At 51.5% G+C, this 15,003-nt stretch carries 11 protein-coding genes and 5 tRNA genes; 7 read left to right on the plus strand and 9 right to left on the minus strand.

The window, feature by feature from the left end; all coding sequences use genetic code 11:
• The first annotated feature begins 879 nt into the window (after positions 1-879).
• The 4 genes from KDD30_RS03260 (at position 880) to KDD30_RS03275 (ending at position 4,083) form a co-directional block, all read left to right on the plus strand.
• Positions 880-1,650, plus strand: a complete 771-nt coding sequence (locus tag KDD30_RS03260) for an ABC transporter ATP-binding protein (protein ID WP_211647375.1) — start codon at positions 880-882, stop codon at positions 1,648-1,650.
• A 115-nt stretch (positions 1,651-1,765) separates the two neighbouring features.
• Positions 1,766-2,542, plus strand: coding sequence for an ABC transporter substrate-binding protein (locus KDD30_RS03265; protein ID WP_211647376.1), 777 nt, complete (start codon positions 1,766-1,768; stop codon positions 2,540-2,542).
• A 119-nt stretch (positions 2,543-2,661) separates the two neighbouring features.
• A complete protein-coding gene (locus KDD30_RS03270; protein ID WP_211647377.1) occupies positions 2,662-3,402 on the plus strand; it encodes an ABC transporter permease in 741 nt (246 codons plus the stop codon).
• A 3-nt stretch (positions 3,403-3,405) separates the two neighbouring features.
• Positions 3,406-4,083, plus strand: coding sequence for an ABC transporter permease (locus KDD30_RS03275; protein WP_211647378.1), 678 nt, complete (start codon positions 3,406-3,408; stop codon positions 4,081-4,083).
• A 240-nt stretch (positions 4,084-4,323) separates the two neighbouring features.
• Here KDD30_RS03275 and grxB read toward each other — a convergent pair whose 3' ends face one another.
• Entirely contained in the window at positions 4,324-4,974 is a 651-nt protein-coding gene (grxB, locus tag KDD30_RS03280; protein WP_211647379.1) for a glutaredoxin 2, read from the minus strand.
• Positions 4,975-5,025: 51 nt separating this feature from the next.
• A complete protein-coding gene (gene xthA, locus KDD30_RS03285) occupies positions 5,026-5,838 on the minus strand; it encodes an exodeoxyribonuclease III (RefSeq protein WP_211647380.1) in 813 nt (270 codons plus the stop codon).
• A gap of 179 nt (positions 5,839-6,017) precedes the next feature.
• On the opposite strand from xthA, the gene KDD30_RS03290 reads away from it, so the two are divergent.
• Positions 6,018-6,986, plus strand: a complete 969-nt coding sequence (locus KDD30_RS03290) for a glutathione S-transferase family protein (protein WP_211647381.1) — start codon at positions 6,018-6,020, stop codon at positions 6,984-6,986.
• Here KDD30_RS03290 and KDD30_RS03295 read toward each other — a convergent pair.
• The 6 genes from KDD30_RS03295 to KDD30_RS03320 all read right to left on the minus strand — a co-directional run bounded on the left by KDD30_RS03295 (position 6,983) and on the right by KDD30_RS03320 (position 9,740).
• The gene (locus tag KDD30_RS03295; protein WP_211647382.1) at positions 6,983-8,707 is read right to left on the minus strand and encodes a response regulator; all 1,725 of its coding nucleotides are present in this window, start codon (positions 8,705-8,707) and stop codon (positions 6,983-6,985) included. The two genes, KDD30_RS03290 and KDD30_RS03295, sit on opposite strands and share 4 nt — an antisense overlap.
• A 345-nt stretch (positions 8,708-9,052) precedes the next feature.
• A tRNA-Tyr gene (locus tag KDD30_RS03300) sits at positions 9,053-9,137 on the minus strand.
• A gap of 67 nt (positions 9,138-9,204) precedes the next feature.
• Positions 9,205-9,289, minus strand: a tRNA-Tyr gene (locus tag KDD30_RS03305).
• A gap of 66 nt (positions 9,290-9,355) precedes the next feature.
• Positions 9,356-9,440, minus strand: a tRNA-Tyr gene (locus KDD30_RS03310).
• 66 nt (positions 9,441-9,506) lie between these two features.
• A tRNA-Tyr gene (locus KDD30_RS03315) sits at positions 9,507-9,591 on the minus strand.
• Between the two features lie 64 nt (positions 9,592-9,655).
• A tRNA-Tyr gene (locus tag KDD30_RS03320) sits at positions 9,656-9,740 on the minus strand.
• A gap of 330 nt (positions 9,741-10,070) precedes the next feature.
• On the opposite strand from KDD30_RS03320, the gene KDD30_RS03325 reads away from it, so the two are divergent.
• Positions 10,071-11,054, plus strand: coding sequence for an efflux RND transporter periplasmic adaptor subunit (locus tag KDD30_RS03325; RefSeq protein WP_249199182.1), 984 nt, complete (start codon positions 10,071-10,073; stop codon positions 11,052-11,054).
• The gene (locus KDD30_RS03330; protein WP_211647383.1) at positions 11,054-14,194 is read left to right on the plus strand and encodes a multidrug efflux RND transporter permease subunit; all 3,141 of its coding nucleotides are present in this window, start codon (positions 11,054-11,056) and stop codon (positions 14,192-14,194) included. The genes KDD30_RS03325 and KDD30_RS03330 overlap by 1 nt, the downstream gene beginning before the upstream one ends.
• Before the next feature lie 72 nt (positions 14,195-14,266).
• Here the strand turns inward: KDD30_RS03330 and KDD30_RS03335 are convergent, their stop codons facing one another.
• Positions 14,267-14,854, minus strand: coding sequence for a porin family protein (locus KDD30_RS03335; RefSeq protein ID WP_211647384.1), 588 nt, complete (start codon positions 14,852-14,854; stop codon positions 14,267-14,269).
• Positions 14,855-15,003: the final 149 nt, after the last annotated feature.

The following is a 15,003-nucleotide window of genomic DNA, read 5'->3' on the forward strand; positions in this document are numbered from 1 at the left end:
TAGAATTTACTGTAATTAAATTACGAAATTTTCTGGGGAGAGAGAGTTAAGGTCACTCATCAGAAGGCGTGAAAATGTTTCCAATCGGAGTCAGCCCAAGTCTCGGGCCTGATTTCTGCAAGCGTCGTCAAGTTATCGCGAATTTTCTTTACCCTGCTGGTTTACATGAACAGTTAGAGAATCTGCATGTTTTTCCATTTTAACCGGACCGGAATCATGCCGTGGGCAACTGTGGCGGCGAATTTTTGCAACGGCCTGCTTACGACAGGAAATGGTGAATCTCCGCTATTCTGCCGCTCGCTGAATTTCAAGGTTCCCGATGGTGACTCCCTGTCCCGCATTCATTTATCGGTTCAGCACGGGCATGTCAGGCCTTTGCATTGAGTAAAAGTGTGATTTCATCGTATGAAACCGGTTTTTTATTTGTTTTGTATGCGTTTTTATTGCGTCTACGAAATAATCGTTTGTCGCGATTTAATGATTAAATATGCGATTTTTTCATCTTATAATGCTAAAATTCGAAAGTTAACAAAATGTTGTCATTGTGGGTTTGTGGTGATACCGTCGACAAAGGGCTGGGAAAACAGACTATCTCACTGCAAAGACAGAGTGAAAGCCGGAAATCGCAGAATAGCGACTAACTTGCTGATAAAAAGATAGTGTTGAGTCGTGTTGGGCTTCAGGCCAAACCGGGTCGTCAGCTTCCAGAGATTGTTCAACGCATTTCGGATGTTGGTATCATGTGAACGATGCTGATGACGGGGGTTCTGTCGTCGTGCATAACCGTTCGCGAGGGCAGTATTCAATACATTCAGCCAGTTTTGCATGGTTTGACGCATGGCAAAACTGGATTTGACAAAGCAACAGGAGACAAAGCGCATGACAGATGCAGTAGCGCTTGAAGTAAAGGAATTACATAAATCTTTTGGCCAGAACGAAGTGCTGAAAGGGATCTCACTGACGGCGCACCGTGGGGATGTCATCTCCATTATTGGATCTTCCGGTTCAGGTAAAAGTACATTTCTTCGCTGTATCAACCTGTTGGAAACGCCAACCCAGGGAGAAATCTGGGTGAATGGTGAACTCATTAAAATGAAAAATAATCGCCGGGGTGAGTTTTTACCGGTTGATGAACGTCAGGTACAGCGGATTCGCTCCCGGCTGGCGATGGTCTTTCAGGGCTTTAACCTGTGGTCGCACATGACTGTGCTGGGCAATGTGATTGAAGCGCCAGTTCACGTTTTGGGGGTTCCCAAAGCAGAAGCGATTGAAAAAGCAGAAGTATTACTGAAGAAAGTCGGTCTGTATGAAAGACGTCATTATTATCCGGGCCATTTGTCTGGTGGTCAGCAGCAGCGTGCTGCCATTGCCCGTGCATTGGCGGTGGATCCGGAAGTGATGCTGTTTGATGAGCCCACTTCTGCACTGGATCCGGAACTGGTTGGGGAAGTGCTTGGCGTCATGCAGGATTTGGCGCAGGAAGGCCGGACCATGCTGGTGGTGACACACGAAATGGCGTTTGCCCGGGATGTGTCCAATCAGGTGATGTTTTTGCATCAGGGGCTGGTGGAAGAGCAGGGTGAACCGTCTAAATTGTTCCAAAACCCGGATTCAGAAAGATTAAAGCAATTTATTTCTTCGATTTACTAAACTTAGGCTTGAGTTTTTTCTCTGGCCCAACAATGAACGACGTTGCCCATACAACAACTTCGGTTCACGTATAAAGATTTGTATCGTGAATTGCAAATACAACAGGAGTAAGACAATGAAAAAATGGATTTTGGCCGCCGCAGTCGTTTCCGCTCTGGGTGCCACTTCGGTGCAGGCAAAAGAGTGGAAAGAGATTCGCTTTGGCATTGAAGGCGCCTATCCTCCATTCAGCTGGACTGAGCCGAGTGGTGAGCTGAAAGGTTTTGACGTCGATATGGCAAATGCTTTGTGTGAAGAGCTGCAGGCGAAATGTAAGATCGTGTCCCAGGACTGGGATGGCATTATTCCGTCGCTGCTGGCACGTAAGTACGATGCCATCATTGCTGCAATGTCAATTACAGACGAGCGGAAGAAGAAAGTCGACTTTACCGGCAAGTATGCTCTGATTCCAAACAAATATGTGGCCAAAAAAGGCACCGAAATTGATTTCAGCAGAGAAGGCCTGAAAGGTGTGAAGATTGGTGTGCAGCGTGCAACCACGCATGATAAATACCTGACAGATAACTATGGCGATGCGGTTGAAATCGTGCGTTATGGTTCTTTCGATGATGCTTATCTGGATCTGAAAGCAGGGCGTATTGCTGCCGTTCTGGGTGATGCTTCTGCGCTGGAAGAAGGGTTGCTGAACAAAGATGGCGGTGATGGCTATGAGTTCATTGGTCCTTCGCTGACGGATCCGAAATGGTTCGGCGAAGGTTTCGGCATCGCAACCCGGAAGCAAGATAAAGACCTGACTGAGAAGCTGGATAAAGCCATTCTGTCGCTGCGTGACAAAGGCGTTTATAAGCAAATTCAGGATAAATACTTCACTTACGACGTATACGGTGAGTAAGTTCTGAACTTTACCGAGACAACGTCCGTCTCCCGGTAAAGCGATGGACCATTCAGAGTGCCGGCCGCTCCGGCACTCTTCAGCCATCGCAACTCTTTGCAGTTTAAAGGAGTGACCCCTTGCTGGATTTAAAAGGATATGAATGGTCGCTGGTGGAAGGCGCATGGGTAACCTTACAGGTTGCGCTGTTGTCTTTAATACTGGCGATGGTGCTGGGCATGTTAGGTGCGCTGGCAAAACTGTCCCGATATCGTGTTGCCAGACTGACGGCGACCACCTATACCACGGTGATCCGCGGCATTCCGGATCTCGTGCTCATGATGCTGATCTTCTTTGGTGGCCAGGTGCTGCTGAACAACAGTCTGTATGGCGTCAATGAGTGGCTGAACAATTACTTCTCCGCGTCCGACCCCAATCATGAATGGACGGCTTACCTGCCGGATTATATTGAAGTCAGTCCCTTCATCGCAGGTATTCTGACCATTGGATTCATCTTCGGTGCCTATATGGCCGAAACCTTCCGTGGCGCGATCATGGCGGTGGACAAAGGTGAACTGGAAGCGGCGAAAGCCTATGGCATGAGCAGCGCGATGTCTTTCCGTCGTGTGTTGCTGCCGCAAATGATTCGTCATGCCTTGCCCGGCTTCGGGAATAACTGGCTGGTTCTGCTGAAGACCACGGCACTGGTTTCTATCATCGGTCTGGATGATATGGTGCGCAAAGGTTCACTGGCAGCAGGCACCACTCAGATGCCCTTTACCTTCTATATGGCAATTGCCGTGCTGTTTTTGGTGTTTACCTCGCTTTCTACTTCAGTGCTGAAGTGGGCAGAGCGTCGGTTCAGTATCCATACGAGGTAAGACATGGATTTTAGTATTCTGACGGAAAGCTGGCAGCTGTATCTGCAAGGGTTTTACACCACGCTTTGGATGGTGTCTCTGGCACTGGTGATTGGCCTGGTTGTTGCCATCCCGATGGGCGTTGCACGGAACAGCAAGAATCCGGCGATTTATGGTCCGGCCTGGGCTTACATTTATTTTTTCCGGGGAACCCCGCTGCTGGTTCAGCTGTATCTGATTTATTACGGAGTCAGCCAGTTTATGAATGTGCAGGGCACCTTATGGGAAGAAGCCTGGTTCTGTGCGCTGGTTGCCTTTGTGTTAAACACCGCTGCGTATACAGCGGAAATTGTTCGCGGTTCGATTAACAGCATGCCGAAAGGTGAAGTGGAAGCCGCAAAAGCCTATGGCATGAGCCACTGGCAGGCATTCAGCCGGATTATTCTGCCCAGTTCACTGCGCCGTGCGCTACCCGCTTACAGTAACGAAGTCATTTTTATGATTCACGGTTCTGCCGTGGCCGGGATTGTCACCATTATCGATCTGACCGGTGCCGCCCGGATTGTGAACTCCCGCTATTACGCGCCATTTGAGTCCTTCCTGTTTGCAGGCTTGTGCTACATGGTCCTGACATTCACGGTGATCTGGATATTCCGGAAGCTTGAGGGCAAATACCTGCGCCATATGAAAGCATTAAGCTGAATTATTCCCAATGAAAAATCCCGGCCAGCCCGGGATTTTTTTTGCCTGCTGAATTGTCGGGCAGGCACTGCCAGAAAAGATAGTATAGCTTGAAAGGCTTGGGCTATAGGGAAGCAGCAACGGGGGTGGAGGGCCATGTAAAGGTAATGATGACGGGAATGGCTTCCAAACGTTATGACTCTGTCTGGAATCAAAGCCGGTGCCTGAAGCCCCGGCTCTATTTTTGTTGCAAATGACCGATCAGACGGCCACGTGATCGTAAAGCGCAATCCCCGTCAATGCGGCCACTTCATCCGTGTACTGGCGAATCCGCGGCGGGAAAGACAGCCCTTTCACCACCGTGAGATTCCGCAGCGTCGGGAACAGATTCACGTCATCCAGGCTGAGCTGATTGTTACGCTCAGACGGCAAGGTCAGCCAGTCGAGTTCAGCCAGCAGGTGCGACATGGTTTCAATATGAGCCGCGCTGTTGGCATAGGCTTCCGCAAAACTTTGTGCCATTGCGGCTGATTTATTGCCTTCAAACCAGTCTTTCGCTTCCTGACACTGGAACTCAGGTAAATCAATCATGAGCCAGCGCGGATAGACCAGACGGCTGTTTGCAGGGCGTGCGGCGGCGATCCAGGCGGCAATTTGCTCTGGATGCCGGGCTTCAGTCAGACGAGGCTGACCATCCTGCGTATCCAGATAGTGAGCAATATCCAGACTTTCAGCCATATAGCTGCCATCTGGTTTCTGAAGAATCGGCACCATGTTGGCACCCACTTTATCGATTCGTGCCTGCACATCATGGTTCTGCAGATAAACCAGCTCGATGTCTGACTGTTTCAGCCCGGCGACCATCATGGCTTTGATGCAATACGGGCAGTGATCAAAAACGAAGAGTTTCATGTTCGGACCTCGGTTGAACAAACAGCCCCGGTTCGTGGGGCTGTGAGGGAATTAGGATTCGCTGAAGACAGACCAGATAGGCGCATGATCGGACGGTTTTTCAATCCCGCGCAGCTCATAATCGATCCCGGCTTCCTGACAGCGTGCTGCCAGAGAAGGGGTCGCCAGAACCACATCAATGCGCAGGCCGCGATTATCGTCAAACCCTTTGGAGCGGTAATCAAACCACGAGAACTTGTCATCTGCGGTTGGGTGCAGTTGACGGAAGGTATCAACAAAGCCCCAGTCCATCAGCTTTTTCAGCCAGTCGCGTTCGATCGGCTGGAAAGAACATTTGCCGGTTTTCAGCCAGCGCTTGGCATTCGGTTCACCAATACCGATATCCAGATCGATCGGGCTGATGTTGATGTCACCCATGACGATCACGGCTTCATCGGCGCTGTGGTGGGTTTCAAGGTAGGTCATCAGATCGGCATAGAATTTTTCTTTCGCCGGAAATTTCACTTCGTGGCTGATATTTTCACCCTGCGGGAAATAGCCATTCAAAATGGTGATAGGAGTTCCGTCGGCCTGCTCGAAGGTCGCCATGATCATCCGGCGCTGGGCATCTTCGTCATCGGTCGGGAAACCTTTCCGGACATGGACCGGCTCCTGCTTGCACAGCATCGCCACGCCGTAATGACCTTTCTGGCCGTGGTGATAGACCTTGTATCCCATGGCTTCAACATCAGCCAGCGGGAAAGCTTCATCATGTACTTTGATTTCCTGCAGGCCAATGACATCGGGCTGATGCTTGTAGATGACGGCTTGCAGTTGATGGAGTCTTGCTCTTAAACCATTGATATTAAATGAGATGACTTTCATTTTTCTTCTGTTCTGTCGGCATGTGATGTGCGGTCATCCTAGCATAGTTGGATTGCGGAGCGTAAGCACCGAAACCGGATGTTCGAATATCTTGACGATCTCTGCCGGATTTTATGCGCCGACTGCGAAACAGGTCTTTTCTATAATCCAGTTCAGGTTGAAAAAATGCTGAGGTAACTATGGGAAAGCTGATTCAGGGTGTCTGGCACGATGTCTGGTACGACACAGAGAAAAGTGACGGGAAATTCGTTCGTGAAGATGCAGGATTTCGCCATTGGCTGACCGCGGATGGCCGTGAAGGGCCAGACGGACAGAAAGGATTTCCGGCTGAATCCGGACGTTATCATCTGTATGTGTCGCTGGCCTGTCCCTGGGCGCATCGCACACTGATCCTCCGTCAACTCAAAGGCCTGGAATCCCATATCGGGGTGAGTGTTGTCAGTCCGGATATGCTGGAACATGGCTGGGAATTTGATCAGCCTGAGCCGCTGTATGGCTTTTCTTATATGCACCAGCTTTATACCAAAGCCAAAGCGGATTACACCGGACGGGTCACGGTGCCCGTATTGTGGGATAAGCAAACCCAGACGATTGTAAGCAATGAATCTTCGGAAATTATCCGGATGCTGAACACCGCGTTCAACGCGATCACTGGCAATCAGGACGACTACTATCCGCAGGCGCTTCAGCCGGAAATCGATCAGTGGAATGATTTTATCTATCCACACATCAATAACGGCGTGTACCGCTGTGGTTTTGCAACCACACAGGCTGCTTATGAGACGGCATTCACCGACTTGTTCAGTGCGCTCGATAAAGTCGAAGCGCATCTGGCAAACCACCGCTATCTGGCGGGCAGTCAAATCACAGAAGCAGACTGGCGGTTATTTACGACGCTGATCCGGTTTGATGCGGTTTATGTCGGACACTTCAAATGTAACCAGCAGCGTATTGCCGATTATCCGAATTTACAGGGTTATCTGAAATCCCTGTATCAGGTGCCGGGGGTTGCTGAGACAGTCGATTTTTATCATATCAAGCGCCATTACTATTTCAGCCATCAGATGATCAATCCAACGGGTGTGGTTCCGGCAGGCCCAGCGCTGGACCTGGATTCTCCACACGGACGCGATGCCAGTCGTTTCTAGTGCAATAGCGGGGCCCAAGTCTGGATCCGGACCGGGTCCAGCTCCCGGCGCAGCGGGCGATATTGGCCGTTTCTGAACTGGCTTTCAGGTAAGTTGCTGATTTGCGCTCTTAACAGCGTGCGCCATTGGCTCAGGAGTGGGGGCAGCGGCATGGTACTGATGGCTGAAAGCTGTGGCGTGAAATCAACCCGACAATCCTGCTGTGGTATCCGCAGCAGGCAATCGATTTTGCCCAGATTTGCTTCAGTGCAGTATGGGTAATCATGCAAGATCGCTTTAAACTTCAGCAGCGCCTGAGCAGGCTGTGACTGGCTTGCCGATTGTGCCGTCCTGAGCGCCGATTCCAGTTTGCGCAGCGCTTCAAACGCACAGTGGTTTTCCCGCAGAGCCTGCAGTCTGAACTGACTGTGGCCATCAAAGTGGTCTCTGTGTTTCAGTACTTGACAGATGTCAGCGATCAGGCCGGTTTCCCCGAGTTGCAACAGTATAGGAAGGGCCTCAGCCAGAATCACGGACGGCAGTTTGTTGAGGCAGCCAAAATAGCCTGACAACCCCAGCATCAAACGTCGTTTGGCTTTTAGCGTCGCGCCCTGAGCCAGCAGCAGCCGGGCATCGGTGATCTGCCGGAAAGCATTCAGAAAGGGTCGCTGCGCTGGTAATACCCGATGGTGCGCGCGATCGCTGATCTGATTGAGTCTGCGTCTGAGCTGGCGTCGAACCTTGGGTTCGGGCTGGCTGAAGTAATGCTGTTCGAAGGTGGCACAGAACTCCGCCAGACAAATAATCCATCCGACATCAATGATTGGCAGATGAGTCGCCAGCGTCATCCCGGCCTGAATCAATGGCTCGCCCTGTCCTGTCTTTGCCGCCAGTTGGGCGAGCTTCAAGGCGCGATGGCTGGCGGCGGGATTGAGTTTGAGTGCCCGGTGCGCCGTGAGCATCGCTTCATGATACTGACCGGTGTCAGACTGATAGCTGGCCAGGAGATCCAAGGCGTCCAGACACATGGGTGATTTCTCCACCAGTCGGCGGAGCAATTGAATCGCGCTGTGTTTGTCTGTGGTATGGGCGAGCAGACGGGCTTCGGCCAGTGCGACTTTTGCCGAGGGATGATAGGTCTGAAACAGCTCGATATAGCGTTTCGCCTGTGCCCAATCCTCTTTGTCGAGCAGCATATCCAGCAACAGACTTTCCAGCTGATAATCCGGTCCGTGTTTGAGCAGCTGTTCTTTACAGTAGCGAATCCCCTCATCAAAGCCTTTTTCACTCATCTGCTGATACAACGGCTGCCGTGCCTGACTGTTGCGCCAGGCCTGAGTCAGTTTTTCCTGCAGAGATCGCAGTGGCATCGGCAAGGTCATGAATGCATCCGGTTCGACCGCTAACGCACTTAAAACGACACGGGCACTGGCATCTGCAGAAAAGATCACCAGACCACAATCCGCGCTGAGCAGTTGTTTTTTGCGCAGCAGACTGATCAGTTCGCTGCCGTTCAGCGTGTGATCGAGATGATAATCCACCAGAATCAGTTGGTAAGCCGCCTGTTGGCATTGGCTGATGGCCTCGCGGTAATTGGAAGCCGTATCAATGTGACGAATCCCGAATCGCAGCAGCATACTTTTCATGAAGCTTTGTGCACTGTGCTGATCATCAATGACCAGAACACGCAGTTTTGGCCACGGCGGGGAGGTGAGATTGATATTTTGGACCTTGTCAGTCATACCGCTGTCCTCTTCAACCCTGATGATCTTATACCAATCGCAGTAAATCTCTGGTCATTCTAGCTTGTTCAAATGTTCGATCACTGCGTTAGATTTTTTGATTGTAGAATCACTACTTATCTAAAAAATCCGCCTTGTTCTCAAACATTTTTCCTGCGCTATTTCTGATCATTGACTTACTTTGATTGGTATTGTCAATGGTATTTTTTGTTTGAGTTTAGCCTTTTTTTGTGGCGGATTTTTGAGAAGCGGTGTCTCGGGACATGAAGATCGTTGAACGTCGCAGAAATGAGATGGGGGATTGCAGGCAATAAAAAAGCCAGTGCAATGCACTGGCTGAAAAAATGGTGGAGGGAGAAGGATTCGAACCTTCGAAGGCGGAGCCGTCAGATTTACAGTCTGATCCCTTTGGCCACTCGGGAATCCCTCCACGGGATTTTGCGTATTGTCGGGCTTTTCAGCCAATTGAAAGTGAGAAAGGCCACTTTCAGAAAAGATGGTGGAGGGAGAAGGATTCGAACCTTCGAAGGCGGAGCCGTCAGATTTACAGTCTGATCCCTTTGGCCACTCGGGAATCCCTCCACGGGATTTTGCGTATTGTCAGGCTTTTCAGCCAGAAAGCGATTGAAGAACCACTTTCAGAAAAGATGGTGGAGGGAGAAGGATTCGAACCTTCGAAGGCGGAGCCGTCAGATTTACAGTCTGATCCCTTTGGCCACTCGGGAATCCCTCCACGGAATTTTGTATATTGTCGGGCTTTACAGCCAGAAAGCGATTGAAGAACCACTTTCAGAAAAGATGGTGGAGGGAGAAGGATTCGAACCTTCGAAGGCGGAGCCGTCAGATTTACAGTCTGATCCCTTTGGCCACTCGGGAATCCCTCCACGGGATGTTGCATATTGTCAGGCTTTTCAGCCGGAAAGCCGTTCGGAACGACTTTCAGAAAGATGGTGGAGGGGGAAGGATTCGAACCTTCGAAGGCGGAGCCGTCAGATTTACAGTCTGATCCCTTTGGCCACTCGGGAACCCCTCCACAAGTGCGGTGCGGATAATAGCAAACAAGCGGTCACTGTAAACCCTTTTTATTGATATTCATAGTTGCCTGCTGGATTTTTCGTCATTTGCCCATCAATCAGCACCTTTGGTGGGTTTTGTGAGGAAAACTTGCGTTGCTTTACATTTCTTTACCCCTTTCCGGATCATCGTCAGATATCATTAGCCCAGAATGAAAAATAAGGTTTGAGCGCATGAAAAAAGTTGTTTTGGCCGTGATCGTTGCGGCATCCCTGAGTGGTGGGGATATGTCTATTTTCAGCAGCAGTCCCATGCTGCGCAGACTGCCCAGCCCAAACCGAACCGGGCCGTGCCGGTTGCGACCGGTCAGGTGGCATCCCATGAAGTGATTAGTTCTGTTGCACTGGTCGGCAAACTGGCGGCCCAGCGCTCTGTGGTGGTGGCATCAGAAGTGGCAGCGAAAGTGGACCAGATTGTGGTGAGTACAGACCGGAAAGTGAAACAGGGTCAGCTCCTCGTTCAGCTTGATCATGCGAAACCGAAAGCCGCTTTTGATGAAGCCAAAGCTTATTACGACGACGAAAAACGAAAATATGTTGAATATCAGCGTTTGGTGAAACGCGGTGCCCTGACCCAAACGGAGCTGATTGCACAGCAGGCCAGTGTCAGTATTGCCAAAGCGCGGTTGGATGCCGCCAAAGCAGAGCTGGATGATCATCAGATCCGTGCGCCGTTCTCCGGCACGGTTGGCCTGATAGATTTCAGCCAGGGGCATACCGTCACGGTCGGCAGTGAACTCTTTACCCTGGACGATTTGTCTCAGATGCGTCTGGATGTGCAGGTCCCGGAAAAATATCTGTCCAGACTGGCCCCAGGAATGGCTGTTCAGGCGAAGAGCCAGGCCTGGCCGGGAGAAATTTTTTCCGGCACGATTCAGGCAATCGACTCCAGAGTCCAGTCTGAATCACTGAATATCCGGGTCCGGGTGCTGTTTGAGAATGTCAGCGGCAAACTCAAACCGGGCATGCTGATGTCCGCCGCACTGGATTTCACCCCGCAACATGCCGCGATTGTGCCGGTGCAGGCACTCGAATATTCCGGCACTAAACGTTTTGTTTATCTTGTTGATGATGCCGGAAAGGCTCACCGGACCGAAGTGGTGCTGGGAGAGCGGGTGAAAAATGAAGTGGTGATCGAGTCCGGTATTCAGGTTGGCGATCGGATCGTCGTTCAAGGGCTGGTGAATATGCGCGACGGCCTGACGGTGAAAGACGTCAACCCGGTGGAAGGGTCAGAGAACGTGTCCGTGTCTGAAGCCGGAGGCAGTGCCTGATGTGGTTATCCGATGTGTCGGTCAAGCGGCCGGTCGTTGCCATCGTGCTCAGTCTCTTGCTGCTGGTGTTTGGCTTCGTTTCTTTCAGTAAACTCCCGGTCCGGGAGATGCCGGATGTCGAAAATCCGGTGATCAGTATTGGTACCTCTTATGAAGGCGCGTCGGCCACCATTATGGAAAGTCGCGTCACGACCGTGCTGGAAGATGAGCTGTCGGGGATCAGCGGTATCGAAAGTATCACTTCGACAACGCGTAATGGCAGCTCGCGGATCAGCGTAGAATTTGAAATGGGCTGGAACCTTACCGAAGGGGTCAGCGATGTCCGGGATGCCGTTTCCAGAGCTCGTCGTCGCCTGCCGGATGGTGCCGATGAGCCGATTGTTTCGAAAGACAATGGTTCCGGCGAAGCGGCCATCTATATCAACCTGACTTCCAGTGAAATGGACCGGACGCAACTGACGGATTATGCCGATCGGGTGCTGACGGATCGATTCAGCCTGATCAACGGTGTCAGCTCAGTCCAGATGACGGGGGCTTTGTATAAAGTCATGTATGTCCGGTTGCTGCCAGAGCAAATGGCAGGCCGGGGCGTGACGACTACTGACATTATCGATGCTCTGCGTGATGAAAATGTCGAGTTACCGGGCGGGGAAGTCCGCAATGATGCGACAACCATGTCGGTACGAACGGCCCGCCTGTACCGGACCGCTGAAGACTTTTCATATCTGGTGGTCCGGCAGACCGCAAACGGCACGCCGATTTATCTGAAAGATGTCGCCGATGTGGCGATTGGCGCGCAGAATGAAAACGCGACTTTCAAGAACAACGGCGTTTCCAGCCTGAGCCTGGGCATTGTACCGATGTCCGATGCCAATCCATTGCAGGTTGCAGATGCAGTGCATCAGGAAGTGGATCGCTTGCAGCGCTTTTTGCCGGATGGCACAGAACTGGCCGTTGATTATGATTCGACCGTATTTATCGAGCGCTCCATTGATGAGGTGTACAGCACACTGATGATTACCGGCGCACTGGTCGTCTTGGTGCTTTATATCTTTATCGGTCAGGCGCGGGCGACACTGATCCCTGCGGTCACGGTGCCGGTTTCGCTGATCTCTGCCTTTATGGCGGCTTATTACCTGGGCTTTTCAATCAACCTGTTAACGCTGATGGCGCTGATTCTGGCCATCGGGCTGGTGGTGGATGATGCCATTGTGGTGGTGGAAAACATCTATCACCACATTGAGCGGGGCGAGCCACCATTGCTCGCGGCATTCAAAGGGACACGGGAAGTCGGGTTTGCTGTTATTGCAACCACGCTGGTGCTGGTGATGGTCTTCCTGCCTATTGGTTTTATGGATGGCATGGTTGGCCCGCTCTTTACTGAATTTTCCGTCTTGCTGGCGATGTCGGTGATTTTTTCTTCCCTGATCGCTTTAACCCTGAGTCCGGTGCTGGGCAGTAAGTTGCTGAAAGCCAATGTGAAACCGGGACCCTTTAATCGCTTTGTTGACCGTCAGTTTGCCTCGCTGGAAACCGTGTACCGCAAAGCCGTGACGGTTGCAGTGCGCTGGCGCTGGGGAGCGCCGGTGCTGATTGCAGCGCTGGTGGGCGGAAGCGCCTGGCTGTTTCAGTTGATTCCAAATCAGTTGGCACCGTCAGAAGACCGGGGCGTGATTTTTGCCTTTGTTCGCGGGGCGGAAGCAACCAGTTATAACCGGATGGTCGGCAATATTGAACAGGTCGAGCAGCGGCTGTTGCCACTGGTCGGTCAGGGGCTGATCCGCTCGGTCAGCATTCAGACGCCAGCGTTTGGCGGTCGCGCAGGCGATCAGACCGGCTTCGTGATCATGCAGCTGGAAGACTGGGAAGCACGGCATGTCAGTGCGACAGAAGCGCTGGGTGTAGTGCGCAAAGCCCTGCAGGGCATTCCGGATATCCGGGTCTGGCCCTTTATGCCGGGCTTTCGCGGGGGCTCCTCTGAACCGGTTCAGTTTATTTTGAATGGTGCAGATTACGATGAGCTGTTTGCCTGGTCGACCCAGCTGAAAGACGTCGCGCAGAGCAGTGGGATGATGGACGGTGTGGATATCGATTATGCCGAAACCACGCCTGAGCTCGTAGTGACGGTGGATCGTCCGCGTGCGGCCGAGCTTGGAATTCCGCAGTCTGATATTGCAGAGACGCTGGAAGTGATGCTGGGTGGACGCAGTGAAACCACCTTTGTCGAGCGTGGCGAAGAGTACGATGTTTACCTGCGTGGCGATGAAAACAGCTTCAACAATGCCATGGATCTGAGCCGGATCTATGTGCGGGCCAAAAACGGCGAGCTGATTTCCCTCAACAGCGTCGCGAAAGTTGAGGAAGTGGCAGCAGCACGCAAACTGAGCCATAACCAGAAGCAGAAATCGATGACCATTACGGCAAATCTGTTGCCGGGGTACACGCTTGGTCAGGCGCTGGACTTCCTGGATGCACAAGCCCTCGAGATGCTGCCCAGCGACATCGTAATTGATTACGGGGGCGAATCGAAAGATTTCCGGGAAAACCAGAGCAGTATGGCGATGATTTTCGGTCTCGCATTGCTGGTCGCTTATCTGGTGTTGGCTGCGCAGTTTGAAAGCTTTATCAACCCGATGGTGGTCATGCTGACCGTACCACTCGGCATTTTCGGCGGGCTGATGGGCTTGCTGGTGATGGGGCAGAGCCTGAATATTTACAGTCAGATCGGGATGATCATGCTGATAGGGATGGTCACCAAAAACGGGATTCTGATTGTGGAATTTGCCAACCAGTTGCGGGATAAAGGCATCCCGTTCGAACAGGCGATTATTGATGCGTCGGCAAGACGTTTACGCCCGATCCTGATGACGGCCTTTACCACCTTGTTTGGTGCATTGCCGCTGTTGCTTTCAACCGGCGCAGGCTATGAGAGCCGGATTTCGGTGGGGACTGTGGTGTTTTTCGGGATGGCCTTTGCGACCTTGGTGACCTTGTTCGTGATTCCGGCGATGTATCGTTTGGTGTGTACTCATACCCAGTCACCGGGCCATGTCGCTGCGCAGCTCCAGAAAGCACTTGAGCATGATTACGTTGGACGACGCAGTCATGGTGACTTACCGCTGAATGATTCGAAGTCGTGAATGTTCAGATGAACAAAAGGGGCGTGATGCCCCTTTTTTATATCGTCCGGAAAACAGCACAACTGTGCTCTGTCAGAACCGGTAACCCAGCGTCAGCTGTGCGCCGCTGTAGTCGTAATGATCGCCCAGATTATTCAACGAGCTGTCGGCGATATTGGTGATGTATTCTGCACGCATCATCAGGCGAGGGTTGATATCCCAATGCAAGCCGATACCTGCATCAATCATGACCCCGCTCTCGCTGTCAGATGGCATATAGCCGAGGTTTTTGTACTCTGTCTTCACTTTCACAAAGGAAGCATTAATCCGACCGACCAGTTTCAGGTTGGTATTCCCTAAATAGTCAGTGCTTGGCACCAGACCCACACCCAACTGAGAAATCGATACATCTGTTTCAGCATTGCTGAACAGGAAATCATACGTTGTTGAACCGTAGTTATAGAAAGCTTCCACCGCGATGTGCGGGTGAATTTCCCGACCCAGACCCAGCGTGTAACTCGGGTTGATTTCTTCTGTTGCGCCACTGACCGACTGTTTCGACTCCAGCGAAACAGCACCCGCCCCAGCATAAATATAGTTATTGCCGTCTGCTGGAATGGCAGCCAGCGCACTGGTGCTGAATGCTGCTGTCGCGAACGCGAAAAGGATGGTTTTTTTCATTGTTATGTCTCATGAACAGGAATGGATTATTGCGCTACGCGCATCGACTTCATATCAGCCGGATGTGATATATATCAATGCTCTAAGTGCAAGGCGTCATGATATTGAAAATAATGATCGATTTAGCACACAAATTTGAGGGAATTTTG

Origin of the sequence: Photobacterium sp. GJ3, from assembly GCF_018199995.1 — a bacterium.
GTDB lineage: Bacteria > Pseudomonadota > Gammaproteobacteria > Enterobacterales > Vibrionaceae > Photobacterium.

What these genes read in the sequence shown, in the direction of transcription:
- KDD30_RS03260 (WP_211647375.1), top strand. Translation starts at nt 880, where the DNA reads ATGACAGATGCAGTAGCGCTTGAAGTAAAGGAATTACATAAATCTTTT.
- KDD30_RS03265 (WP_211647376.1), top strand. Translation starts at nt 1,766, where the DNA reads ATGAAAAAATGGATTTTGGCCGCCGCAGTCGTTTCCGCTCTGGGTGCC.
- KDD30_RS03275 (WP_211647378.1), top strand. Translation starts at nt 3,406, where the DNA reads ATGGATTTTAGTATTCTGACGGAAAGCTGGCAGCTGTATCTGCAAGGG.
- grxB (WP_211647379.1), bottom strand. Translation starts at nt 4,974, where the DNA reads ATGAAACTCTTCGTTTTTGATCACTGCCCGTATTGCATCAAAGCCATG.
- xthA (WP_211647380.1), bottom strand. Translation starts at nt 5,838, where the DNA reads ATGAAAGTCATCTCATTTAATATCAATGGTTTAAGAGCAAGACTCCAT.
- KDD30_RS03290 (WP_211647381.1), top strand. Translation starts at nt 6,018, where the DNA reads ATGGGAAAGCTGATTCAGGGTGTCTGGCACGATGTCTGGTACGACACA.
- KDD30_RS03295 (WP_211647382.1), bottom strand. Translation starts at nt 8,707, where the DNA reads ATGACTGACAAGGTCCAAAATATCAATCTCACCTCCCCGCCGTGGCCA.
- KDD30_RS03330 (WP_211647383.1), top strand. Translation starts at nt 11,054, where the DNA reads ATGTGGTTATCCGATGTGTCGGTCAAGCGGCCGGTCGTTGCCATCGTG.
- KDD30_RS03335 (WP_211647384.1), bottom strand. Translation starts at nt 14,854, where the DNA reads ATGAAAAAAACCATCCTTTTCGCGTTCGCGACAGCAGCATTCAGCACC.